General features: G+C 40.8%; 19 protein-coding genes and 2 tRNA genes. 8 read left to right on the top strand and 13 right to left on the bottom strand.

Annotated features, from left to right (window positions below):
* The first annotated feature begins 77 nt into the window (after positions 1–77).
* The 3 genes from rsmG (at position 78) to MAF46_RS05270 (ending at position 3,368) form a co-directional block, all read left to right on the top strand.
* The gene (gene rsmG, locus MAF46_RS05280) at positions 78–785 is read left to right on the top strand and encodes a 16S rRNA (guanine(527)-N(7))-methyltransferase RsmG (RefSeq protein ID WP_060785776.1); all 708 of its coding nucleotides are present in this window, start codon (positions 78–80) and stop codon (positions 783–785) included.
* A 268-nt stretch (positions 786–1,053) separates the two neighbouring features.
* Positions 1,054–2,004, top strand: a complete 951-nt coding sequence (locus MAF46_RS05275; protein WP_004132371.1) for a ParA family protein — start codon at positions 1,054–1,056, stop codon at positions 2,002–2,004.
* A complete protein-coding gene (locus MAF46_RS05270; protein WP_060785777.1) occupies positions 2,004–3,368 on the top strand; it encodes a ParB/RepB/Spo0J family partition protein in 1,365 nt (454 codons plus the stop codon). The genes MAF46_RS05275 and MAF46_RS05270 overlap by 1 nt, the downstream gene beginning before the upstream one ends.
* A gap of 65 nt (positions 3,369–3,433) precedes the next feature.
* Here the strand turns inward: MAF46_RS05270 and trxB are convergent, their stop codons facing one another.
* From trxB to MAF46_RS05245, 5 genes are all read right to left on the bottom strand, one after another.
* Complete coding sequence (trxB, locus tag MAF46_RS05265; protein WP_060785778.1) at positions 3,434–4,387, bottom strand: thioredoxin-disulfide reductase; 954 nt, start codon at positions 4,385–4,387, stop codon at positions 3,434–3,436.
* Between the two features lie 37 nt (positions 4,388–4,424).
* On the bottom strand, positions 4,425–7,019 hold the full coding sequence (locus MAF46_RS05260; protein ID WP_060785779.1) for a protein kinase family protein: 2,595 nt from the start codon (positions 7,017–7,019) through the stop codon (positions 4,425–4,427).
* 211 nt (positions 7,020–7,230) lie between these two features.
* Positions 7,231–9,036 (bottom strand): murein biosynthesis integral membrane protein MurJ, encoded by a 1,806-nt coding sequence (gene murJ, locus MAF46_RS05255; RefSeq protein WP_004132364.1) that lies wholly within the window; start codon positions 9,034–9,036, stop codon positions 7,231–7,233.
* Positions 9,033–11,378, bottom strand: a complete 2,346-nt coding sequence (locus MAF46_RS05250; RefSeq protein ID WP_032835974.1) for a DUF6049 family protein — start codon at positions 11,376–11,378, stop codon at positions 9,033–9,035. Before MAF46_RS05250 ends, murJ begins: the two co-directional genes overlap by 4 nt.
* On the bottom strand, positions 11,341–12,105 hold the full coding sequence (locus MAF46_RS05245; RefSeq protein WP_004131150.1) for an NUDIX hydrolase: 765 nt from the start codon (positions 12,103–12,105) through the stop codon (positions 11,341–11,343). The genes MAF46_RS05250 and MAF46_RS05245 overlap by 38 nt, the downstream gene beginning before the upstream one ends.
* A 42-nt stretch (positions 12,106–12,147) precedes the next feature.
* Between MAF46_RS05245 and MAF46_RS05240 the strand changes: the two genes are divergently transcribed.
* The gene (locus tag MAF46_RS05240) at positions 12,148–13,617 is read left to right on the top strand and encodes a CCA tRNA nucleotidyltransferase (protein WP_060785780.1); all 1,470 of its coding nucleotides are present in this window, start codon (positions 12,148–12,150) and stop codon (positions 13,615–13,617) included.
* A gap of 48 nt (positions 13,618–13,665) precedes the next feature.
* Here the strand turns inward: MAF46_RS05240 and MAF46_RS05235 are convergent, their stop codons facing one another.
* From MAF46_RS05235 to MAF46_RS05210, 6 genes are all read right to left on the bottom strand, one after another.
* Positions 13,666–14,289 (bottom strand): LytR C-terminal domain-containing protein, encoded by a 624-nt coding sequence (locus MAF46_RS05235; RefSeq protein ID WP_060785781.1) that lies wholly within the window; start codon positions 14,287–14,289, stop codon positions 13,666–13,668.
* Between the two features lie 114 nt (positions 14,290–14,403).
* Complete coding sequence (gene rsmA / locus MAF46_RS05230) at positions 14,404–15,294, bottom strand: 16S rRNA (adenine(1518)-N(6)/adenine(1519)-N(6))-dimethyltransferase RsmA (protein ID WP_060785782.1); 891 nt, start codon at positions 15,292–15,294, stop codon at positions 14,404–14,406.
* Positions 15,295–15,297: 3 nt separating this feature from the next.
* Positions 15,298–16,752, bottom strand: coding sequence for an aggregation-promoting factor C-terminal-like domain-containing protein (locus tag MAF46_RS05225; RefSeq protein ID WP_060785783.1), 1,455 nt, complete (start codon positions 16,750–16,752; stop codon positions 15,298–15,300).
* A 455-nt stretch (positions 16,753–17,207) separates the two neighbouring features.
* Positions 17,208–17,284, bottom strand: a tRNA-Thr gene (locus tag MAF46_RS05220).
* A 107-nt stretch (positions 17,285–17,391) separates the two neighbouring features.
* Entirely contained in the window at positions 17,392–18,330 is a 939-nt protein-coding gene (locus MAF46_RS05215) for a DsbA family protein (RefSeq protein ID WP_060785784.1), read from the bottom strand.
* Positions 18,331–18,414: 84 nt separating this feature from the next.
* Positions 18,415–20,184, bottom strand: coding sequence for a serine/threonine-protein kinase (locus MAF46_RS05210; protein ID WP_060785785.1), 1,770 nt, complete (start codon positions 20,182–20,184; stop codon positions 18,415–18,417).
* Between the two features lie 348 nt (positions 20,185–20,532).
* On the opposite strand from MAF46_RS05210, the gene MAF46_RS05205 reads away from it, so the two are divergent.
* From MAF46_RS05205 to MAF46_RS05195, 3 genes are all read left to right on the top strand, one after another.
* Positions 20,533–21,660 (top strand): ABC transporter ATP-binding protein, encoded by a 1,128-nt coding sequence (locus MAF46_RS05205; RefSeq protein ID WP_004131128.1) that lies wholly within the window; start codon positions 20,533–20,535, stop codon positions 21,658–21,660.
* A 181-nt stretch (positions 21,661–21,841) separates the two neighbouring features.
* On the top strand, positions 21,842–23,278 hold the full coding sequence (locus tag MAF46_RS05200; protein ID WP_060785786.1) for a DUF4032 domain-containing protein: 1,437 nt from the start codon (positions 21,842–21,844) through the stop codon (positions 23,276–23,278).
* Positions 23,279–23,553: 275 nt separating this feature from the next.
* Entirely contained in the window at positions 23,554–24,000 is a 447-nt protein-coding gene (locus MAF46_RS05195; RefSeq protein ID WP_004131125.1) for an RbsD/FucU family protein, read from the top strand.
* A 164-nt stretch (positions 24,001–24,164) separates the two neighbouring features.
* Here the strand turns inward: MAF46_RS05195 and MAF46_RS05190 are convergent.
* Positions 24,165–24,237, bottom strand: a tRNA-Lys gene (locus MAF46_RS05190).
* Positions 24,238–24,296: 59 nt separating this feature from the next.
* Entirely contained in the window at positions 24,297–24,560 is a 264-nt protein-coding gene (locus MAF46_RS05185) for a mycoredoxin (protein ID WP_016635485.1), read from the bottom strand.
* A 217-nt stretch (positions 24,561–24,777) separates the two neighbouring features.
* Between MAF46_RS05185 and ftsY the strand changes: the two genes are divergently transcribed.
* Entirely contained in the window at positions 24,778–25,899 is a 1,122-nt protein-coding gene (gene ftsY / locus MAF46_RS05180; RefSeq protein ID WP_060785787.1) for a signal recognition particle-docking protein FtsY, read from the top strand.
* Positions 25,900–25,972 lie beyond the last annotated feature (73 nt).

Raw genomic sequence — 25,972 nt, 5'->3', positions numbered from 1 at the left:
AGTAACACAATAGAACAAAAATGTTTTATTGTGTTACTTTTTGTTTGAGGGGCTGATTTGCGGAAAAGATTTTAGATATGGAACAGGCTGACAATTTACAAAACAATGTAGATGAAAACAATGTAGATGAATTAGACAACTCCCCTTTGTTGAGTGAAGTTTTGGGCAATGCTCTTGATAAATGCAAGATGTTTCACGTGAAACTTAAGAAAGAGGGATTAGTTCGCGGCCTTGTTGGTCCTAGAGATATGAATATTCTTTGGGAAAGGCATATTCTAAATTCTGCTGCGGTTGTTCCATTTGTTAAAAAAGCAGTTGAAAAGTCAAGTAAGAAATCTATTGCAGACGTTGGAAGTGGCGGAGGTTTTCCAGGAATTGTTGTAGCTGCGTGTTTGCCTGATTGCAAAGTAACATTAATTGAGCCAATGGAAAGACGAGTTCTTTGGTTAAAAGAATGCGTAGAGGTTATGAGCCTAAAAAATGTTACAGTTTTTCATGGAAGATCAGACGAAGTTATTGCTAAAGTTAAGTCTCACGAAATTCCAGCCTTTGACGTAGTTACATGTAGAGCTGTTGCACCTATGACAAAATTGGCTGTATGGACCATTCCACTATTAGGCAAGAATGGCCAACTAATCGCGTTAAAAGGAAAGTCTGCACAAGCGGAGATTGATAAAGCTGAAAAGATGATTAAAAAAGTAAAAGGGTTAAATCCTAGAGTAGTTGATGCCCCTGTTGCTAAAGGCCTTCAATCAACAAGTGTTGTAATAATTGATAAAGGCTGATTTATAAAGGCTGATTTAAGTTTTGTGATTTAGTTCTGTACTTTTATGCGCAATTATTTTGTTGCGTTAACTTTCATTGAATGTTTCACGTGAAACTGAATAAAAATGTTATATGTTTCACGTGAAACTGTGTGTTTTTATAATATTTTTGTAGTATTTTCTGCAATTTTTATGGTGTTTTATGTCCATAGAAGAAAGGAAACTTGAAAATACTACGGTTAAATTGGTTAAGTTTGGTAATTTCCCATAGGTGGGCGGGGTGGTGTGAATGGTGGAATCAGCAGAAGATACAATTAAACGTATTTTTGGGGATTCTGGATCTTCCTTGGGCAGTGAGTTGGCAGATATAACCAGTCGCTTTCACGCCATTGATGGCGTTGTGTTCCCTAAGCCGAAGACTACACGTTTTATTGCGGTTGCGAATCAAAAAGGCGGAGTTGGAAAAACCAGTTCCGCTGTGAATTTGTCGGCAGCAATGGCTGTTGGTGGGTCAAAAGTTTTATTAATTGATATGGATCCGCAAGGTAATGCTTCTACGGCAATGAATATACCACATTCTTCCGCAGATCCTTCTATTTATGATGTTATTGAAGGAAGAAAGACCATTGCTGATGTTAAACAAGAGTGCCCAGATATTGCAGGGCTAGATGTTGTTCCAGCTTCGATCGAGTTAAGTGGTGCTGAATTAGAAGTTGCTCAAATGGAAGATAGGAATAATCTTCTTAAGAATGCAATTGATGAGTTTTTAAGCTCTAGCAGCGAACATTACGATTACGTTTTTATTGATTGCCCACCTTCTCTTGGGCTTTTAGTAATTAATGCAATGTGTGCTGTGCACGAGATGCTAATTCCGATTCAAGCAGAATACTATGCGCTCGAAGGATTGGGTCAGTTGATTAGAACAATTGGTTTGGTTCAAAAGCACTATAATCCTGCGCTTGTTGTTTCTACAATGCTTGTAACAATGTTTGATAAGCGAACTCTTCTTGGTAGGGAAGTTTTTCAAGAAGTTAAAAATCATTATCCAAATATTGTTCTTAATACCACTATTCCGCGAACTGTTAAGATTCCAGAAGCGCCAAGTTTTAATCAAAGTGTTATAACCTACGATCCGCATGGAACAGGTGCTGTGTCTTATAGAGAAGCTGCATTTGAGATAGCTAATAAGTCTGACGTAATTTTGTCTGTTATTGATTCAAAAAGAGAGGGTAATGAGTGATGAGTGCAAGTAAATCGCGTTTGGGTAAAGGATTGGGTGCATTATTCCCTGCACTTCCTGGAGAAGATAGTTTAGATGAGTTTGCTAACAAAAAGATTGAAGATGTTTCACATGAAACATTAGAGAGTAATGACACTTCGAGCACTGTTTCACGTGAAACAGACAGTAAAATAATAGATAAAAATACGCAAAAAAATGTTTCACGTGAAACCAAAGTGTTTGTCAAAAAGACCGCCAAAGTTCCTAGCGTTGATGACTCAATTTCCCCGCATTTAAGCCAAAAATTTGGGGAAAATACTTCTGTTTCACGTGAAACAGTGCCGTCAATCGCTAGCAAAAACAAGCATTCAGCAAAGCGAACTTCTATGCCGTCAATTGATGACGTTACAAGGCCAATTGACTTTTTCTTTGGTGATTCTGCTTCTAAGTCGTTTGTTTCTTCAAAGCAAAAGAACGAAGATAATGATAAAAATAAAGTTGCAGAAAAAATATCGCAAGATAAACAAACAAGCCAAACGCAAGAGCTAAAGCCTATTGAAGGTGGGTATTTAGAATATTTAGATCCAAGTGATATTGTTCCAAACGCTCATCAGCCGCGTACAATTTTTGATGAAGAAGAACTTCAAGAATTATCTGCTTCAATCAAAGAGGTTGGAGTTTTGCAGCCGATTGTTGTGCGAAAAATTAAGGATGTAAGTAAAGATGATTTACACAATGCTCATTATGAGTTAATAATGGGCGAGCGAAGGTGGAGAGCAACGCAATTAGCAGGTCTTAAAAAGATTCCAGCGATTGTTAGAACCACTTCTGATGAAAACATGCTTAGGGATGCGCTTTTGGAGAATTTGCACAGAGTTGCATTAAATCCGCTAGAAGAAGCTGCAGCTTATGCTCAAATGATTGATGATTTTGGACTTACGCAAATTCAGCTTTCTAAGTCCGTTTCTAAGTCTCGTCCGCAAATCGCAAACACCTTGCGACTTTTGAATTTGCCAGCCAGTGTGCAAAAGCATATTGCGTCGGGAGTGCTTTCTGCAGGTCACGCTCGTGCTCTTCTTGCATTAGCTTCTACAGAAGAAATGGAAGCTCTTGCAAAGCGCATTATTGCAGAAGGTTTATCGGTTCGCAGTACGGAAGAAATTGTTTCTATTAAAGTAGACAATGGCGACGATTCTTCTAGAAGAACTAGAGTTAAACGAAACAACAAGTGGGTGTCTTCTCCAATTAGAAAGCAGCTTGAAGATCGATTCTCCACAAAAGTTGCCATTAAGGGAAGTGAAAATCACGGAAGAATCGAAATAGTATTTTCTTCTCCAGAAGAATTGCAACGAATAGTCAATATTTTAGTAGATAAAAAAGATTAATAATAAACCCCCAATAAGCTGTTAATACAGCTATTGGGGGTTATTGTTTCACGTGGAACAAAAAATTATTCTTCGTTCAAATCAGTTAAATCATTCAAATATGCTTGTGCATCAAGGGCCGCGCGGCAGCCCATGCCAGCAGCAGATATTGCTTGCCTATATACGCTATCTACAACATCGCCAGCAGCAAAAACGCCAGGAACTGAAGTTCTAGTAGATGCTCCTTGTACAGAAATAGTTCCATCTTCGTTAAGATCTAAAGCACCATTTAAGAAACTTGTAGATGGGGAGTGTCCAATAGCAACAAAAATGCCGCTTGCCTCAATATTTTGAGTCTCGCCGGTTTTAACATTCTTAACAGTTACAGATTGTGCATCTCCATCCACGCCGTTTACAGAGCAAACAACAGAATCTAAAACAAAATTGATTTTGCTGTTTTTGCGCGCGCGGTCAACCATAATCTTAGACGCGCGGAATGAATCACGCCTATGAATAAGCGTTACGCAAGAGCCAAAACGAGTCAAGAAAAGTGCTTCTTCGAAAGCAGAATCACCGCCGCCTACAACAACAATAGGCTTTTCCCTAAAGAAGAATCCGTCACAAGTTGCACAATAAGAAACACCGCGACCCGAGTACTCCTGCTCTCCTGGAACGCCTAATTTGCGCACTTGTGAGCCCGTAGAAACGATTACAGCCTTAGATGTATAAGTTACACCATCATCTGTTGTAACCGCTTTTAAATCGCCATTAAAATCTACAGAAATAACATCGTTAAGCAAGATTTGTGCTCCGAATTTTTCTGCCTGTTTTTGCATTGCTTCCATTAGGTCTGGGCCTAAAATGCCGTCTGCAAATCCTGGATAATTTTCCACTTCGGTAGTGTTCATAAGCTGCCCGCCAGGTGTTAGCGCTCCAGCAATAACTAGAGGGCTGTAGCCGGCGCGCGCTAAATACAAAGCAGAAGTGTACCCAGCAGGACCAGAGCCAATAATAATTACGTTTTTTTGTACAGTTTTCATAAAATATTCCTAATATTCCTAACAGTTTTAATATTTTTTAGTAAATTCTAACGTAGTTTATGTATAGCCCATTCATTGGTATAGACCCTTGTGGAACCCACAAGATAAAGTCTTGCGCTGTTATAGGCTTTTTGAACTTTACATCTGTTACTCCGCTAGCGTCAAAAGTAAAGTCTGCAACTTTTTCTCCAGCGCTAGGATCGTTCTTGGAATTTGCAATCAAATACCCATGTCCGCCCGAAGAGCGAATCGAAACAACAAATCTGTATGCTTCTTGAGGCTGAGTTAAGTGCATGTAGTAGCCGTAGCCGCGCTGATTGCCCGTATCTTCCAAGAATTGCTGAATATCTATAGGGTAAGGCGTGTTGTTAGTAGGCATTTTAGGCTTTGGTACTTGCTTTACTTTCTTGCGTTTATTTTGTTTCTTATGCTTGTTTTTAAGGCTTTTATTATCCTTATTGCTCTTATTCTTTTCGCCAGCCTTATTTGCATCAGATTCACTAGTACCAGGCTTATTTGGTTGCTTTTCTTTAGATGAATCGCTTTTATCTTCTGAAAGAACACCTTGACTTCCAAAAGGCACATTTTCAACACTTTGCGAATCCCAAGAATTAGATTTTGCAAAGTTTGATGGCGCTTCGTGAGAGTTAAAAAGACTATGCAAAGATATTGCAAAAACAACAACTACCAGCAATGCAACAATGCCAATAGCTAAGACTTTTGTAGAAAGTCCTCCAAAAATCTTTGCATCTGCAATGTCTACATTGTTTTGACCAGAAGATTTCTTTGCTTTTAAGTCGTCTTGATGCTCGTGAGGCTGGAAGCTAGGAGGCATGGATGAGTGAGACAATAATCCAGTATTTTGGCTGCTATAATCGCCATATTCCTCGTTTTCTAGCTCCTCTTCTCGCAACGCTCTAGCGGATTCTTCGCCAGGAGCAACAAAACGCCCATTGCTGTCTACAACAGGCACTCTTCCTGTTGATTCGGCTTCTAATGGCAAGATTTGCGGCTTAGAAAGCAACTCCGTGTGCCTTGTGTTACTGCTTAGAAGGTCTTCAAAGTCGAATCTTCTAGGCATTAGTGGCGAAGATAAGTCATCTTTTTGTGAATAATCGTTTCCAGAAGTTAGCGAGTCTAAAGCGTTTAACGCGCTTTTATTGCCATTTTCTTTTGCGTACGAGTCGTTTGTAGAATCATTGCCAATGTTTGTATTCTTGCTATTCTCGTTATTTTTATTATTTTTATTTTCGCCAACCTTATTCTCTTCGCTTGCTTGCGATTTATCGGTTGAATAGCTAGGGAAACTTGTGTATGTTGAAGACAAATTGTGGAAAATTGAATCATCGGCGTCTAGCTCAGTTGGAGCTAAAATATTCGCCATTTCTGCTGCAGCAATATCGTGGAAGTCGTAGTCTGTTCCAGTTGAATCGGACTCTGGCAAAGAATCAAGTTTTTTCCCAGAATTATCACCATTTCTTTTTAGCAAAGCGCTTAAAGCACCAATGGTTTTGCTTGCATTTTTAAGACCAGTATTTTTAGCGTTTTTGCCAAACTTGTTAGGCTTTTCGTCTTCGTTTTTTATTGATAAATCACTTGAATCTAAAATACCAATAGATTCTTGACTTGATAATTGGTTTTCAAGCAAATCTTCGTTCTTAGATAATCCTTCTGGAAAATCAATAAGATCTTCGTCTTTGCAAGGTAAAAGTAGTGCTTTTTGAATAGAAGATTCGCTTGCATTATTGTTAAGAATAATATCTTTTTCGCTAAGCTTTTTAACAGGAGTATATGTGCCTAAAAGTGCCAGAAGCTCCCCAATAGATGCCATTGGAATAATGCTTGAATCCTTAGCAGAAGAAAGGCCTCTTTTGCAAATCATAACAAATTCGCCAGGAACGCCGTCTGCAAGTCTAGAAACGTTAAAAACTGTGTTATTTTGCGTGTATCCTGTACGCGTAAGAAGAGCATATAAAAGTGCAGAAAGCTGATGTGTTGCAATGTTTTCTACACTTTGTGGCAAGTTGTTAGACTGTTCTTCGCTTTTGTCTTGATTTTCGCTTTCGTTTTGCGAATCCTGCGCGTCTTGCTTATTTTTAGTATTCGGCTTATCTTGTTTGTTTTTTTGCGAATCTTGCTTTGAATATTCAACAGTAACGTCTTTTAGTAGAGGGCTTATTGGCGCGCAAGCTAGCTCTACTCCATTATTTGTGATTCTTACTGTGTTTGTTGAAATAGCATAATGAGTTATTCCAGATGCAAGAAGTTTGCTAAGTGCATTTGCTGCTTCGGCAACAATAGAGCGTATAGCTTCGTAGCTAAGTGTAGAGCTATGTGATTTTATGTAGTCGTCTACAGTTATTCCAGAATCCAACTCAGTTATAATAATAGCAACATCATCTATGTTATGAATTTTTAGAACTGGCGTAAATTTGCGGATTCTAGATAGTGCAAGAGTAGAAGATATTGTGTTTACTTCGGGAAGGAATCTACGGTCGCGCACAATAAAGAGCTGGCAATCTCTAGCAAGTATGCGGTCGCTAGCTTTCCATACTTGAACGCCTGCTTCTTCTCGCAAAGGTGATATTAGAGCATAGCGATTAAGTATAATATCTCCCAACTGAGGTTTCATCTACTCCCCGGCTTCCTACATGAGTAATGAATATGCGTAAATAATAAATCCCATCAATTATTGTAATTGCAGAATTTAGTAAAACGCTCCTTATTTTGCAATTATTGTTGTTTAATTATTTTGATTTAATTATTGCTCACTGTGTTGATTTATTTTTATCGACTTTTATTGCGACGATTTATTGTTGACTATTGTGGCCTTTTATTGCACATTATGCACTGTTTTTGCCTATTTTTGAACGAACAACGCGAGACGAATTATTTTTGTTGCCATTGTTGCTGCTGCTTTCGCTGCTGTTTTTGGCATTACTTTTTACATTACTTTTAACAGCATTTGCACGCTCAAGATTTAGCAAGAACGACCATTTTACGCCGATTTTTTTAAGAATTGGATTAATAATAATCGCCAATTCGCTTGTTCTTAAAAGCAAAAGAGTAGATACGTAAACGATTACAAGAATAATAGTTATAATTGCGCAAACAAAAATCGCAAGCAACCATCGATTAACACCACGAAGCTTTGGTGAATCTAAAGAAATCCACTTGTAAATAAATTCTCTAGTCAAAATTCCAACAACAATAGAAACAATCGAAGCCGCAATCACCTTTATGTGAGTAACAATAAGCTGCTTATCGTCTAAATTATTGTTAAAACGAGACCTAATCATTTTAACAAGCGCAGGGAAAGTAAGAATGTAGCTAAATGATGCAGCTGCTGCTAAAGCGCTAACCCAGTAGTTTGGTGGAAGGAACTTTATGCAAGAAAACACAATAACAAGCTCTACGCAAAGTTGCGCTGCACAAAACATAAATGGATGCTTTCCGTCTTCAAAAGCGTAGAATGTGCGTTGAATAATCAAATAGGCGCTAGATAGTGGCAAGCCAATCGAAAGCATCATAAGCGGATCCGCCATTAAGTATGCTTCTTTTATGCTAATTGAAGGCAAAAGAGCCAAAGAGATAGGCATTGGAATAACAATAAAAGCAACGCTAAAGAAGCACATTAAAATGCTAACGCTTCTAATGCAGGAGCTTAAATCTGCGCGAACTGTAGATAAATCGTGTTGTGCAATCGACTTGGAGATCTTTGGAAAAACAGCGGTTGCAACCGATACAGCTATAAGCGAATATGGCAGAATAAACATTGTGTATGCGTTTTGAAAAGTGGCGTTTCCTGCAACATCAAATTGGCTTAATCCCAATGTTTCTTCGGCTATAGAAGGTGCGCTTGTTGTTATGTGAGTTGTAGCCATTGTAGAAAGCTGACTAACAGCCACTATTGCAAAACTCCAAGCTGCAACAGGTCCCATAGAGCGCAAGCCAATGCCACTAATGCCAAAACTTGGCTTATACTTTAATCCGATTTTTTTAAGAGGAATAAACAAAACAAGTGCTTGAGCTGCAACGCCTAAAGTCCAAAAGCCTGCAGTTAAAAGCATTGTAGTGTTGTTCCAAAAATGCGCAGGCTGTCTACTTGCCTTTCCAAAAATCGCAATAAACACGCCAAATCCCGTGCAACTAACAATGTTTGCAGCAACCGAGCTCCAAGCATACATTGCAAATTTGCCTTTAGCAGCCAGAACTTGGCCGAGTACGGTATAAAGGCCGTAGAAGAATATTTGAGGCATACACCATAGCGTAAAAGCGTTTGTAAGTGCAATCATTGCTGGGTTTGATCCAACGTAAAGCCATGTTAAAACAGGTGTGGCAATCGCCATTAAAGCGGTTACGCCTAAAAGCAGAATAATAGCAAATGTTATTAGCTTATTTAGCCTATTTTTTGCATCTTGTTTTTCTAGAGTCTTAACGATTTGTGGAACAAGAACAGCATTGAAAATTCCGCCAGAAACAAGCGTATAAATAAGCTGAGGAATCATAGACCCAGCCTGGTAAGCGTTTGCTGCCAAACCAGTTGTGCCAAGGGCTGCGGCGAGCAAAATTGTTCTAATCTGGCCAGTTATTCTGGAAGCAGCCGTGCCGCTTGCCATTATAATCGAGTTGCGGCCTACTGAATTCATTCGTCTGGATCCTTTTTACGATTAAACTGCCTGAAAAGCCCAAAAGCTCCAAGTGCAAAAGCAAATATTATAATAATCGTACCGCTTTTATCGCTGATTTGCAGCGTGCTTGTGATTGCCGTCTCTTTAGTGCTACTAAAAACGTTGTGGTTTCTATCTTCTAGAGCAAAAGTGGCTTTAACTTTGCTAGATGTTGTAGATCTAAGTGGCAAAATCACCTGGGATTCGCTATTTGCTGCGATTTTAACTGGTGTTTTTCTTCTAGTTACTATTTCCATAGAATTGGTATACGCAGTTAAATATACGCTAATCGGGTATGGGTTTGTGTTGCTGATTGTAATCGGCATGGTTGCTGTTTCGCTTACAAGAGTAACGTCTTTTGGAGGAATAATATTGATTCCAGAAATGAGCATTTTAGCCAAATCGTGAGTGCCATTTTTGGTTTGTGTCTGCGATTCGCTAGCGCTACTGTTTGATTGGCTAGCGCTATTTAACGTATTATCTAGCTCTCTTTGAGCCATTGCGTCAAAAAGTTTAATAAGATTTTCGCTCCAGATTTTGCTATTTTGATTAATTTTTAGCTTTGCGTTTTGCTTTGCAAGAGATTGAGCATCTGATTCGCTGGTTTTATGGTTATTAAGCTCATTTTGATCAAGAATGCTGTTTATAAATTGGTTTACTAGCATTCTATCGGAAGCTAGTTGGCTAATCTTAGCTTTGCTTGCGATTAATGATTTTCCTTCGATTGAACTCGCCTTAGGAACTGGGCTATATCCAAGGTGTTCTTTAGTAATAGCTTTTGAGTGTGTTAAAGAATTTATATCTAGAAGACTAATCCAAGGCGATTTTTCTAGAATGCTTACAACTGATTCGATTAAAGGTATAGAAGAATCTGGGCTAAACGTTAGTAGCAAATGCCTAGGCATATAAGGCTGTTCCATCTGGTAGAAGGCGCTTTGTGCTGCAAGTCTGTTTAGAAGTCCTGCGCTAGTAGTTTCTGCTGCCGATTGAGCGCTTGTAAAATGTCCATTTATTAATTCGTTAAGCGTTTCTTGGCAAGAAAGCACTTTTACGCTTCCCGAAGATGTTTGAACCTCGTAAACACCATTTTTTACGGCAAAACGGTTTGCTAGAGGGTCGAATCCGCTAGTGGCCACTACTGTTTTGTATCCGTTTGCGGCAGCCTTCTCTAGTGCGCGTAGAGTCCATTTTTCGCCTGTTTGAAAAGCGTAGGAATCAAGATTTAGCGGCTTTGTTGTTGAATTTTCTAATATAGATGATTTTTTACTCCAAGAATCTAAACCAATTCCAGCTAGTTTATAAGAAACACGATTTTCAGATTCCGCATACCTGCTTATGTTAAAACCGTTATTTTGCATAAATACGGAAGGCGTAAATGTTGGTTCACTAAATTTAAGAGTGTTTGGGTCTGCTATTGTTTGCAACTTTGGATGCTTTTGAACAAGATTTATCAAAGAAGTAATGCGCTTAATACTGCTTTTACTAAGTCTGATTTTTCTGTTAGTTGTGGAGTCTGCTGTAGAGCCTGCTGTAGAGCTTGACAAATCTTCTTGCGATTCACTAATGGCGTTAATAGAAGGAGAAATATTGTGCTTGCTAATGTTAAAACGCCAATCGGAAGATTTTGCGATTATTGGCATTAGTAAAGTCACATTAATTGGCGGAGTTTGAACGTTTTTAATGCCAATATTTGCTCGAGTTACAAACGATTTAACAGAATAATAATGCTTAAAATCTAAAGAAGAATACGTTATTGAAACAGGTTTTGGACCCCAATAAATAATGTTTGAAAGATTTTGACTGTTTGCATCAACGTCAATTTGCGCACTATAGGATTTTCCGCTTGCAAGCGCTGGAACACTAACTTCGCCTATTAGTTGAGGCGTTGGAATCCTAGACTCGGCTTGGCTCCATTTTTGCAAGTCGGTTCTAGACATAAAAGTGTACCAAGGGTTAAAAGTGACTTGAATTTTGCCTTCTGGAAAATCTTTAGAACTGTTATTTTTAAGCAGAAGATTAATGTGGTATCCGCTTTTATCTGTAAGAATCGAAGTTGACTTTACGATTTTTAGCGAGATTCCTTTGAATTTTGTGTTATACAAAGAGTAGGAGCTTAAGGAAGACTGATTAGCATACGCGACTTTTGGTGCGAAGAAAAATGGGAAAGTCGCAAGCAAGAGTGCCATTAGAACTGTGGTTACGCAAAGTCTTAAAAACGCGTTTTTTTGCGACTTACGCAACTGGTTTTTTGAAAAATCAATCACATTAATCACGTTAGTAACGTTAATCACGGTTTTGCCGCCTATTCGCCTTTTTAGCATACATCCATGCTATTTTTCGTTCGTTTGGGTAGCTTAAAATGTCGTTAAGGTTCTTAAAATCAACCCAAATCGCGTCTTCTGCTTCGTGATCTGGGTCTCCCAGAACAGATAATTCGCCGCTAACATACTTAAGCGCAAAGTGGTGAACAAGTTTATGCACACGCTGGCTTGTTCCAGTAAACCAGTAGTCGATAGTTGCGATTGAATCAACAACTTCGCCAAGAATACCCGTTTCTTCGCGAATCTCTCTAACTGCTGTTTGTTGCGGTGTTTCGCCTTTTTCAATATGACCTTTTGGCAAACACCATTCCATGTGGCCACTTCGCGAATGCCGTGCTATAACCGCGACACGCCCAAGAGAGTCAAAAACTAATCCTCCAGCGGAATATTCTCGAACAATAGGCAAATCCTGTGCGTCTAGAGAAGCAAAAGTTTTAGGGCCGTCATTAACTCTTCTTTGAGGCATTAATGCAGGAGAAGGGGCATTAATAGAAGATATTTGCTGCCTGGATTCCGTTATATTAACATGAATGTTTTCAACAGTGTAGCTGCCTGAAAAGCCCGAAATATCAACAAAAATCGACTCCTCTTCTTCGGCCTGTTGTGGATGAATTTTGCTTTTCATTCTAGCAACATCAAGAGGAGTGACTCGAATGCTTGGAGTGTTTTGGGTATGATTATCCGAGGCTCTGGCGAGCATGCGTCTTAAGTCTTTCGGAGTAACCATACACTCCACCTTACTCAATCCGCTGTGCATTGGGGTAACGGTATGCTGGAATGTAGTTTGATTTTTGCTGAAAGGGTGTTTTTAAGCGTGTCTGTGAACTTTGAAGTTTGGCCAGAAGCCATAGAGTTGGGTAAATTATTTGCCGATCACAATTACGAGTTGGCGCTTGTTGGCGGCCCTGTGCGAGACATGCTTTTGCATAGAGTTTCGCACGATCTTGACTTTTGCACATCTGCTAAGCCAGAAGAGTTTGAGCCACTTCTTAGGTCTTGGGGTCATGACGGTTTTTGGGACATGGGTCGAAAGTTTGGCACGCTTGGAGCTTTGAAGCGCAGAAAAGACGGAACCGAAGTAAAAGTAGAGATAACAACTTACAGATGCGATGCTTATAATCCAGATTCCAGAAAGCCAGAAGTAAAATATGGCGATACTTTGGAAGGTGATCTTTCTAGACGCGATTTTACTGTAAACGCAATGGCTTTGCGCGTGCCAAGTCTAGAATTTGTGGATCCATTTGGCGGAGCAAGCGACTTATCTAAAGGTATTTTGCGAACTCCGGTAGACCCACGTCAATCTTTTGACGACGATCCTTTAAGAATGATGCGTGCTGTTCGCTTTGTTGCTCAACTTGGTTTCACTATTGAAGCAAGCACGGCTGAGGCCATTTTGAGCATGGTTTCTAGATTAGATATTGTTTCTGCGGAGCGCGTTCGCGACGAAATAACAAAGATGCTTCTTTCGGCAAATCCGCGCGCAGGAATTGAAGCAATGGTTGATTCTGGTATTGCAGATAGGGTTTTGCCAGAAATTCCTGCTTTGCGCTTAGAAATTGATGAGCATCACAGGCATAAGGATGTTTTCGAGCACACAATGATGGTTCTTGAGCGCGCAATAGCGCTTGAAACAGATGACGAAGGTGCTGTTCCTGGGCCTGATTTGACTTTGCGACTTGCGGCTCTTTTGCACGATATTGGCAAGCCGCGTACTAGAAAGTTTGAAGACGGCGGAAAAGTTAGCTTCCATCATCACGATATTGTTGGAGCTAAAATGACTCGAAAACGCATGAAAGCTTTGCATTTTGACCATCATATTATTGACGATGTAAGCGAGCTTGTGAATTTGCATTTGCGATTCCATGGCTACGTAGACGAGCCTTGGACGGATTCTGCAGTTAGAAGGTACGTTAAGGATTCTGGGCATTTGTACGAGCGGCTAAATCGCTTAACTCGCGCAGACGCTACTACACAAAACAGGCGCAAGTCGCTTATGTTTGAGCATGCTATGGACGAGATGGAAGATCGCGTACGCGAATTAAAAAAGCAGGAAGATTTTAACGCAATTCGTCCAGACTTGGATGGCAATGAAATCATGAATCTTCTTGGCTTGGAGCCTGGACCGATTGTTGGGAAGGCATATAAGCACATGTTGGAATACAGACTAGATAATGGTCCTGTAGAGCACAGTGTTGCTGTTGAAGAGCTTAAAAAATGGTACGAAAGTCAAGCTGAATAAAGCGAATCACGCAAAGCGTCTATATAAGCGTCTATACAAGCTAGAATACTACTGAATAGGCTTGTGGTTTGCAGCTTTTGGAAGATTCTTAATTGTGTTATACGCTGCGCAGCCTCTAATCTCGTTAATCGTAGCTCCAGCAGCAGGAACGTCGGTTTTAGGACGAAGATTGCTAAAAGTGGTTCCTAAAACAATGTCAATAAGCTTATCTTGACGGTCGTCCATGCGCAAAATAGCGTCCTTAAAATTGGCAACTAGTGTATAAGCTTCGTTAATCGACTGTTTTCCAAAATAGATTGTTGTGCGCTTAACGCGTGTTTCGCTATTTCCAACTTCGATTAAGTTAAAACCGCGATTTCTAAGGCCTTCCCCGACTGCTCGCGCGAATCCGCGGAATTTTGTTCCATTTAGAACGCGTATAGAAACAGCACGATTATCTATATAAGACGCTTTATTTTCGTCTTTGTTTTTTACAGCACAAGGCGCTTGAACGCCATAGTTTGGGTCGACTTCTGGAGTTCTAGGAGCACCAATTCCAAAAAGATGAGATTGCACAATAAGAGCTAAAACAAAGGCAATTGCAACTCCGATTGCAACAGACGATAGCACAAATCGTTTTCTTTGATACATGAACTCTCTTCGGGCTAGTCGCTCGTCGTAAAACTGCGTCATGCTAACTTCCGATCTGTGCTGTGTGCTTGTATTGTGCGCATTGTGCGTGCATATGCGTATGCATAAGTGTTAGCTATTTTACTTACTATGCATGACGGCGTTTATAAGCGTATTTTAACTGTTAAAAGCTTTAGACAGAGCTAAAAATTCGTCGCAAGTTAAAGTTTCGCCTCGTCTTGTTGAATCAATCTTAGAAAGTTCGTAGGCTTCTTTAGAAACAATGCTCTTTAGTGCTGCGTTTAGCGTTTTTCTTCTCTGCTGGAATGCCGCATCAATAATCTTAAACACTTTTTCTTTTTCTTGCTCGCTGCCTTTTGGATTATCGTTTCTCTTAAAGTACACTAGCGCGGAGTCAACGTTTGGAGCAGGCCAAAATACGTTTCTGCCAATCAAACCAGCTTTTTGAGCAGTACCGTACCATGCCAACTTTACGCTTGGAGTGCCATACGTTTTATTGCCAGGCTGCGCGCATAAGCGATCTGCAACTTCTTTTTGAACCATTACAAGAAAGCTTGTAAGATTATCGAATTTTTCTAAAAGAGTAAGAATAATCGGTGTTGCAACGTTGTATGGAAGATTTGCAACAAGCGTAAAGTGCGCCGCTTTTGCTAAATCGGGAACGTCTTGAGCATTTACCTCTAACGCGTCTTTAAGAATCACATTAAACCGTTCTAAAGCATTAGGCATAAATTCTTTAACGGTTATTGGCAAACGCTTAGCAAGATGCGGATCTATTTCTACAGCAGTAAGATTTGCGCCCGCTTGAAGAATCGCAAGTGTAAGAGAGCCAAGACCAGGGCCTACTTCCATAACAAAATCGTTTGAGTTAATTTTTGACGCAGCAACGATTTTTTTAACTGTTCCTGGGTCAATAACAAAATTTTGACCAAACTTTTTTGTAGGTGTAATGCCCTCTTGTGCTGCGATTGCGCGAATATCTACTGCTCCAAGAAGACGGCCTTGTTGATTTTCAATATTATCTTTCGTCAATTTAATACCATCCAAACTTTAATACCATCCAACTTCTTGTGAATGCTTCCATGCTTCGCTAGGATTTCCGTATTTACTTCTAATGTAACTAAGGCCCCACGTTATTTGTATTGACGCGTCTTCGTGCCAGTTTGCTCCCGCGCTCGCCATTTTATCTGCTGGAAGTGATTGCGGAATTCCGTACGCGCCAGAGCTTTTATTTTCTGCGTTCCAACGCCAATTCGATTCTTTTGTCCACAATTTAACAAGGTCTTCCCACATTACGCCAGTCCAACCAAGTTGTGCGCATGCTGCTTGAGCATAAAGTTTTGCTTGTTCGGGCGTTGCATGAACCATGCCGTTTGGGTTATCTGCAGGAGCTGGGGCAGGTGCGGGGGCAGGTGTTTGTTTTATAGCTTGTGAAGTTTCATCGGTTTGCTTAGAATTTTGCTGATTGTTGTTATTATTTTGTTGAGTATTTTGATTTTGCGCGCCCTGTTGTGCGCTCTTGTTTTGTGTATTTTGTTGATTCGTGTTTGTTTTTTGCGATTGAGTTTGATTAGTTTGACTATTTGGTTTCTTGTTTTCTTCTTGTTTATTGATTCGTTTGCTTGGCTTAGATTCGTTTTGTGTTCTAGGAGTATACTTTGCGCCAATTGCAACAATTTGATCAATCGACGGCTTAACAATTGACTGCTTTATTAGCGTTGCACTTTGAGCTTTGCCATCCACATAAGTCACGTTATACAAATCTATGCGCTCGCCATTTGCGCCAGCTTGTTTAATAACTCTAGCTCCGATTGCAAGACTTGAGTCGTTTACGTTTATAGTGCTAAATGGAATAACAACGTTTCTAGATTCTTTTCCATGCGTTACTCTAAGAATGCGAAGCAAAGTTTTTCCATTTTCTTCGCTAACAGTTACTTGGTCTTCTTTTCCTAAGACTATTCCTAAAGAATCAAGAATTGAGCTTGCTGGCAGTGTTCCGTCTGGAACAACTCTTGTTTTGTTATCGCAAATAACTGTGACTGGTCCTTTTTTGTTTATAGAAAGTCCACCAGTAAGCTTGTTATAAATGTTTTGCAAATTAACAGTTATTTTTGCAGCATGATCTGCGTTTGCTTGGAAGAATCCGATTAATTGGTCAATGCTTGTTGCAACGGTCCAAAATGGTATTGTTACACCGTCTACTGTAATGGATGTTTGATAAGCGCTTCTAACGGTAACAGTTGCGTGATCTGCTAGTACGTCTCCCGAAGTACTAATAACCTGGTCGTGTGTTTTAACTGGTACTTTTTGTTCTTGTAGAAGTCTTTGTGTAGTAGATGCATAAGTTGTTACTACTTTAGTTTTGCCGTTTATGATTAAAGCAATAGATTTACGCGCAGAAAGTGCAAAAATCCCAGTGCTAGAAATAACAAGAGCTAGAACGCATATAAAAACGCGTAGTCTTCTCATTATTACAAACCGCTGAGGCGTCCATCTGCGTGCCATTCAACCTCACTTTCAATGCAAAACTGAATTTTAATTATAGCAATGATTACAATCAGCCAAAAATAAGACTATAAGCATATGATCTAACTCATTAAAAATGGGTTAAGAAGAATCAAACTTAAACTATAAAACTATAAAAGGTAAAGGGGGGCAGGAGAGAAGGGGATTTGTCCTGCCCCCATGAGGAGGAGCTGGTTGGGGGACGCTCCATCCTCATGCTCGGAAACCCTGAGTTGGGGGAAGGTTCCCGAGAACTTACTCAAGCGAAGTAATCAGCATAAAGTATTTTTGTAAGCTTTACGATTCATCATAAAATAAATCTATTTATAATTTATTATCTTATTATTGTTATTGTAAATTTACTAAAAACTTTTTATATGCTTATGACTCATAATATGCATACAAGTGGATTTTTATAATTTAGACCGTTTTTGTTATGCAAAACGCCTATAAAATGGAGCCTCCTGCCGGGATCGAACCGGCGACCTGCCGCTTACAAGGCGGCCGCTCTGGCCATCTGAGCTAAGGAGGCGAGTTCTTGCACGCTAGTTAAAAATCTTCGCGAGCAAAACATTGATTAGTGTATCAGCACCCGTTGCCAAGTGCAACTTTTGGAACCAACACACTAATCAACAAGAACTAGTCAAGAGGATTTGGCTGATCTTTATCTGTTACCTTTGGCATAACACCTTCAACTCCAACCTTAGACTTATCTAATCCAATAGACTTAAGAATTGCATCTGGTGTACTAAGCTTCTTCTTGCTAACCTCAACCATATCAAGCAGCTTCCCGTTGATAGTGGTTGTAGGAGTTGTCATAGCTCCCTTATTTGCTCCACTAACATTCCACAAAGCCTTGCGATTTGGTGTATCGGCATTAATAGCGTTTTGCCAATCAAGATAATTTCTGTCGAATGCTTTGTTTGCCACATCTTCGCTAACGCCAGCGTTTATGGCTTGCTCAATCAGCTTTTTGTTGCTAACAGGCTTGTAGTCGTCGCCTTCTTCTGGCTGGAAGTCTTCGGCAAAAATGTTGTTAATAAATTGAAGTAAGTGCGAAGGATTGTCGTCGTTAGAAGAAATGTATGCGATTGCGCCAGTTACGCGTGTTGAATAGTGGTCGCTAGAAATTCGATCCAAGAACGACATTGGGTGAATCTCAAGGTTGATTTGGCCGGCTTTCATCATTGCAATAAGCATTTGATCGGAATCGCGATTAAAATTACCGCATCCTGGGCACAGAGGATCGGCATAAACCGCTATAGTCGGAGCGTTTGGAGCCGTTGTGTTATAGCCGTTTTTGCTGATTAAAATTCCGCCTTGTTCGTTTGCGTACTTAGGCTTTTGATTAGTCGTAAGCTTTTTAACAGCTCGTCTTGCTTGTTGAGCTTGCTCGACATTCTTTTGATTTTGCGCATTAGTGGCGTTAAGGGCTGTAATTCCAATTGCTGCAATCATGCCAATTAAAATGACAACAACAACAATTCCAACGATTGTTTGTTGGCGTAATTCTTTAGCTTTGCGCGCTTGAAGATTTTGATTTGATTGATTTTGCGCGCTTTTGCTACTGTTAGGCATGCCTATCCTTCCCCTGATTTTTACAAATAACATACATAAGTAAATTAATCTAAAAGAATAGTTTAGATTACGGTATCAACGGGCTTAATCGCCATCGGTTGCTTGCGATTTTCCCGCGCCGCAAATGGCCCCTGCTCCAACGGCGAATATTTTAGTTTTACCTAATATAAAAGAAATAATCCATCCTGCAATAAATCCAATAATGTATCCAATTGAAGTTGGCGAACAAATATCTGGAGCGTATGTTGGTAAAATCACGCTAATTGACCAAACTTGAACTTTGATTAATTGGCTAGATGCGTGGATTAAAATTGGGTACACGTATGCTCCAATAACTCCTGCTATTGCAAGAGTTATGACTTTTTTAATCGAGTATGCTATTGCTTTAATAAAATGCCAAGGTATGCTAGCGATTCTTATGAATACGTCTTTTCCGCCAACGGATTCGTTCGCGCGTTTTCTGCGTACGCTTGAGCAAACATTGTATCCGATTGTTGCTGTAATTAGCATAAAAATAACATTTGCTGCAAGCGCATCTATTGGAGAAATCGCAGCTAGTAAGCTTGCGAGAGTAAGGAATATAGCCGACGCCACTCGCCCGCGAAATAAGTATTTATTTACGTTTGGATGCGGATTTTCATCTAACTCAGGCGGCTCGGCAATTTTGGTTGCTTGTTCTGAGTTTGTGATTTGTTCTGGCTCTGTAATCTGCTCTGGATCTATAGCTTGTTCTAACCCGTTTGCGTATACCTTGGTAGTGGATGTGCTAGTGGTGTCTAGTAAAGATGTTGGCTCGGGGTCTATTAAATCCGATTCTGTAGAGTGTAACAAAGTTGTATTGTCAATATTCTTAGAAACCCACATTTTTCTAGGGTTTTCTGGAAGTTTTTTTGTTTGAAAAGTCGTGTTAAAATCGTGAGTTTTGGCATTATTAGGTACAGTTTCTCCACTAAAGCTGTTCTCAAAAGGGTAGCTTGAATCCTGCCAGTCTGTAGGGTTCATGGCATCTTGGAAAATTGCGTTTTCAAGCTGTTCTGGAGTGCATCGCTCGCTTCTTTTAGGATTCAATGCGCTTTTGAACGCTTGCATTGTTCTTATTGGAAGGCCATTAAGATTTGCGTTCCCAGATGCTGCTCTTTCTAAAACTGCCATTATTGGCTTGGTTCCAAAAACAGGCTTTCCTGTTGCTGCAAAAGCTAGAACGGCAGCTACGCTCCACCAATCTGTAAGTTCGCTCGATTCTCCGCCTTCAATGATTTCTGGAGCAATAAATCCTGGTGTTCCCATTACAAGGCCAGTTCGCGTAACATGCGACTCGCCCTGCCCCATAGATATTCCAAAATCAACTAAAACAGGGCCAGTAGTGGAAATCATTATGTTTGTAGGCTTAATATCTCGGTGAATTATGCCCGCGCTATGAACTGCTTTTACAGCGTCGATTAGTTTGTGTGCAAGTCGTTCTAAATCGCCACCAACGTATGGGCCGTTAATTGCAACGTCTTCTTTAAGATTGTGGCCGTCAATAAGTTCTGTGACTATAAAAGCGATTGAAGCATCAAGCTCCATGTCTACTATTGAGCACACGCCTTCGTGGTGTATTTTTTGCAAAGCTAGCGCCTCGCGCCTAAGTCTAAGTCTTGCTTGCTCTTGCGGATTGCTAACTTCGGCAGACTCCAAACTATCATCTTCGTTTTCTAGCATTGATGCGCGCAAAATCTTCATTGCGTAAAAATGGCCGCCGTCGTCTTGCACTCGCCAAACGGAGCCCATGGCGCCGCCACCTAGTCGCTCAATCAGCGTGTATCCGCCAACATTTTGGCCAGAGCGCAAGTCAAACATGCTCACATCTTCCATAATGCATTATGTTAGTGTGCAGCTATGCCAATTTGTTTTTTAACACTAAACACGCTATTTTATAAACAAATGTTTAGATATTTACTGTAAAAGTAATCGCGTTTATGAGCCTTTGTTTATGAGTGATTTTTATACTCGACACGCCGAAGTGTTAGAAAATACTGTAATTTTGCTGTTTTTACTGAATAAACATGATATATTGAATCATGGCTCAACGAAGAGAACCTTCAATGAACCATGTAAGTAAATGTGGACGATTGACGCCGCCGATGTAGGACTTGGGGTCTTTAGTGCACACCCTTCACAACGGATCGTTCGGCACGTACCTGCCGATGAAAGGAAAATATCATGGCAGAAGTTGTATTTGATCATGTAACTCGAATCTACCCAGGCAACGATAAGCCTTCGGTTGATGATTTGAACATGACTATTAAGGATGGCGAGTTCCTTGTACTCGTTGGTCCATCTGGTTGCGGTAAGTCCACAACGCTACGAATGTTGGCTGGCTTGGAAGAGGTTAACAAAGGTCGCATTCTTATTGGTGGTCAAGACGTTACTACAATGCAGCCAAAAGATCGCGATATCGCAATGGTGTTCCAGAACTACGCATTGTATCCACATATGACTGTTGCAGATAACATGGGCTTTGCTCTTAAGATTGCAGGCGTAAACAAGGAAGAAATCCGCAAGCGCGTTGAAAAAGCTGCTGAAGTTTTGGATTTGACTGAGTACTTGGATCGTAAGCCAAAGGCTTTGTCTGGTGGTCAGCGTCAGCGTGTTGCAATGGGTCGCGCAATTGTTCGTGAACCAAAAGTCTTCCTTATGGATGAGCCTCTTTCCAACCTTGATGCAAAGCTTCGCGTACAGACTCGTACGCAGATTGCAGCATTGCAGCGTCAGCTCGGCGTTACTACTCTTTACGTAACGCACGATCAGACCGAGGCTTTGACAATGGGCGACCGCATTGCCGTTATTAAGCTTGGCATTTTGCAGCAGGTTGGTGCTCCAACCGAGCTTTATGACCGCCCAGCAAACGTGTTTGTTGCAGGCTTCATTGGTTCCCCATCTATGAATATTAACCAGCATCCAGTGGTTGATGGCAAGGCTCAAATTGGCGAGGATTCCATCACTCTTCCAGCAGAAGCTGTTGATAAGCTTACCGAGGAAGATAAGGGTCAGATTATTGTTGGCTTCCGTCCAGAAGATGCAAGCTTGGCAACTTCCGACGATCCAAATGCCTTCTCCTTGAAGGTTGTAAACGTGGAAGATCTTGGCTCCGACGGTTACATCTACGGAAACATCATCACCGATGGATCTCCAGAAGAAGCATCTACAATGATGAGCGACCAGAACAAGCTCACAACGATTCGCGTGAACCCACGTGCGCTTCCAAAGGTTGGTGACGTTGTAAAGATTAAGATTGATCCATCCAAGATGCACCTGTTTGCACCTTCTACAGAGTTGCGTTTGAACTAGCGTTTTCTTGGGCACTTGATTCTTGTTTTGAGTGCCCAAGATTTCTGTATAAGGGTATGGCGGGGTTCGCTAGGCGAGCCCCGTTTTCGCATCATTTGAATTATTTACGATTAGTTATAATTTAATTGCGATTTTATTATTCGATTATTGGCGTTCGAACTTAACGGGTAGATTAAAGTTTATGGAATGGAACGATACTCCTTTATTGGATCCACGTGCTATGCAAGCAACATCAGTATCTGCGCAGGATGAAACTGTATCTTCTGCAGAGCCTCAAGCTTTGAAGATTACTGCCGCAAGCTCTAATCCTCAAATGTTTATGCTTCCGTGGGAGCTTCCATTATCTCAATGGCCTACGAATCTTTTTGTAAACTTGCCGCGCGGTATCTCTAGGCACGTTGTGCGTTTTGTGCACGTAGGCGACGAAGTGTACGCAATGAAGGAGATTACTCGTCAAGTCGCTGAGCGCGAATATGAGCTTTTAAGACGTTTGCGCAAGCTGGAACTTCCAACAGTTAAGCCTATAGCGGTTGTTGCTGGTAGAAAAGATAAGAATGGTGAGCCGCTTGAAGCAATGCTTGTTACTCGTCATCTTAAATTCTCACTGCCTTATCGAGCACTATTTGCTAGAACTTTGCGCCCAGATACTGCGGAGCGTTTGATTGATGCGCTTGCTGTGCTTATGGTTCGCTTGCATCTTTCGGGATTCTATTGGGGAGATGTTTCGCTTTCTAACGTTCTATTCTTGCGCGATGCCGACGCGTTTACTGCGTTTTTGGTGGACGCGGAAACTGGAGATTTGCACGGAAGCCTTACCGAAGGTCAGCGAGAATACGATATTGATTTAGCTCGCACAAATATAATCGGCGAATTAATGGATTTGAGTTCTGGCCAGCTTTTGCCTGGAGAAGTTGACGAAATTAGCATTGGAAACAGGCTTGTAGACAGATACCATTCGCTTTGGAGCACGCTTACAGACGTAGATAAGTTTAGCCCAGACGAAATGTGGCGTATTGAGCGCCGCGTGAATCGTCTTAACGAGCTTGGATTTGACGTAGACGAGCTTGAGATGAAGACTTCCGAAGATGGACGAAGAGTTTTGGTTAGACCGCGAGTTGTGGACGCTGGATACGCTTCTAGAAAGCTTTTGCGTTTGACTGGCTTAGATGTGCAAGAAAATCAAGCTCGTAGGCTTCTTAACGATTTAGATGCGTATCGCACTTCTACATGGCGTCAAGGCGAAGAGCTGGAGATTGTTGCTACAGACTGGATGCGCGAAGTGTTTGAGCCTACTGTTCGCATGATTCCGCCTGAGTTTAGGTCGCAAATCCAGCCAGCGCAGTTCTTCCATGAAGTTTTGGATCATCGTTGGTTTATGGCAGAGCGCGTTGGGCACGACGTTTCTATGCAAGATGCAGTAACAAGTTACATTAAGAACGTTTTGCCTCAATACAAGATGGATAAGCGCGTTTTGGCTGCGATTAATGCGGATGCGGATTCTGGCGTTGTAGATGACGAGTACACGTATTCCACGCCTGCGCCTGCAGCCGCTCCTGCGGTTGCGGCGAGCGACGACGATGACGAGTACGATCAAGACGCAAGTGTTTGGGCAAGCTGAGCTTTTTGTGAGCTTTTGCGTGCTTTTGTGGGCATTTTTGTTTTGCTAGCGTTTTAAGAGATTCCTTACTTTGCATCTGTTTTACACCTGTTTTACATTTGCTTTACTTTTGTTTAGTGAAGTGTGGAATTATTCTCTCTGAAATGTGGAATAATTCGTATTTATTTTAGGAATTTTGTTAATTTCTTTTGTGAATGGTGATAGAATTTTCTTGTTAGTTGTCAATGATTGCCAACTAATCATAGTTATTTATCAATTAATCAAGGGAGATTATTATGTTAAAAGGTGTAGATTCTATAATTCCTCCAGCGTTGCTGAAGGTTCTCTGCGAAATGGGCCATGGAGATGTTTTAGTATTGGCCGATGGAAATTTTCCAACTGAGTCTGTAGGAAAAGACGCTATAGTTGTACGCTGCGATGGTCATGGAACTTCGGAATTGCTAACTGCAATCTTAAAGTTGATGCCACTTGATCAATACACAGATAAGCCAGCTACACTTATGGAAGTTGTTCCAGGAGACCCTTGCGAAACTCCAATCTGGAAAGAATATGAAGATATTATTGCTAAATACGATAAACGTGGAGCAAGCACTTTAGGAACTCTTGAAAGATTTGCGTTCTACGATGAGGCAAAGAAGGCATATTGTGTTGTTGCCACGGGTGAGCGTGCTCAATACGCTAACATTATGCTGCGTAAGGGCGTGGTGTTTGCTGGAGAGTAGCGTAAATAGGTAAATAAGTTCATATTTATATGCTATTTATCTGTTATTTGCTTGTTATCTGTTTGTAGAGATATAGAAATCTAAGTGTTATAGCATAAAAGCACTGCATGCAACAAGATGATTTGGAATTTAAGAACCATCTGCTACGTGCAGTGCTTATTTTGTGCCCCCTGTGGGACTCGAACCCACAACCCAAGACTTAAAAGGACTCTGCTCTGCCAATTGAGCTAAAGGGGCAACAAATGCTTAGTGTACTACATTTTGTAGACTAATCCAACTTCTTTGATGTTGGCGTGTTAGTTTGCAAGTTGTCCTAATTGCATAAGCTTATCTTTGATTTGGCTTGCGGATGGCTCAACCATAAAGCTGCCGTCGCTAAAAGTCACAACAGGAATATGCTTCTGACCGCTAATCTCAACAGCTTTTTGAGCAGCTCCGTCTTCGGACTCAATATTGTGCCAAGTAAAAGCAACATTAAACTGGTTAAGCGCGGACTTTGCGCGAATGCAATCGCCACACCAATCGGCTCCGTAAACATTGACTAATGGCAAATTTTCCATAAACTATCACCCCAATTCAGTTTGATTGTAAAGTGGCCATTAAAGTGGTCATTAAAGTGGTTTGCAAATGTAGCATAAATTTTCACTCATAATGGTCTGTAAAATCATTGTATTAGAACACTAATATTTGTGTAATTTTTGCGAATAATCAACAATTTTAACTAAAATTTGAGCAAATTCCCTTTAATGTGTCCCTTTAATTTCATAGGCTTATTATATGAACATGGTTATGGACTTAAATTTGGTTATATGGTTTACTGTTGGCGCAGTTATTTTAGCTGTTGCTTTAGTGGCGGTAGCTGTTGTTTTGCGAATTATTGGAAAATCGAATGGCCCAGTAATACCTACTAGCAAAGAAGACCCATTGTCTAGTAGCGCTGAAAATAATGGCGATTTTAGCGCGCAATTGCCAGAAAATGCAACGTCTAGAATGGCTAGGCTTAGAGGCAAGCTTGCGAATAGTCAAAATCCTTTTGGACGCGCGCTTTTTAACATTTTAAGCAAAGATAATATTAGTGAAGATGATTGGCAAGATGTAGAAGATACGCTTTTAATGGCGGATGTTGGTGCTCAAGCAAGCGAAGAGTTGGTTGAGTCGCTTAAAAAAGACGCCAGGATTTCTGATGCTGCAAGCGCGCAAGAGGTTCGCGAAACATTGCGCGCAAAACTGCTGGATGTTGTTGGAGTCAAAGCAGATAGAAGTCTAAAAGCAGATTTGCAAGATGCAAATAAGCCAAGCGTAATCATGATGGTTGGCGTAAATGGCACTGGAAAAACCACTACTGCTGGCAAGCTTGCGCGACTAATGGTTTCTAAAAATCGTTCTGTAATTCTTGCTGCTGCCGATACTTTCCGCGCGGCTGCTGCCGATCAGCTTGAAACTTGGGCAAATGCTGCAGGCGTTAAAGTTGTGCGTAGTCAAAAAGATGGCGCAGATCCTGCTTCCGTGGCTTTTGATGGCGCTGCGGCTGCCAAAGAAGCAAACGCAGACGTTTTGATTGTAGACACGGCTGGAAGGTTGCAAAATAAGGCAAATCTTATGGAAGAGCTTGGCAAAATCCGCCGCGTAATCGAGAAAACTGTCCCTGTAGACGAAGTGCTTTTAGTTCTTGATGCTACAACTGGCCAAAATGGAATGGCTCAAGCAAAAGTCTTTGCTCAAGCTATTGGAATTACGGGCGTTGTGCTAACAAAGTTAGACGGTTCCGCAAAGGGTGGAATTGTGATTTCTGTTCAACGCGAGCTTGGAGTTCCTGTAAAGCTTGTTGGGCTAGGGGAAGGCCCAGATGACCTTGCTCCGTTTGACCCAGAAAGTTTTGTAGACGGCATTTTGGCTTGAGTTGCTTTTGGTTTTAGTCGCATTTTAGATTAAGTAATTTTGCTTTAGTAACTTTTAGCTTGAGTTGATTAGA

Source organism: Gardnerella pickettii (genome assembly GCF_029226345.1).
Taxonomy (GTDB): Bacteria; Actinomycetota; Actinomycetes; order Actinomycetales; family Bifidobacteriaceae; genus Bifidobacterium; species Bifidobacterium piotii.
This window is presented reverse-complemented; position numbering and strand designations above follow the sequence as displayed.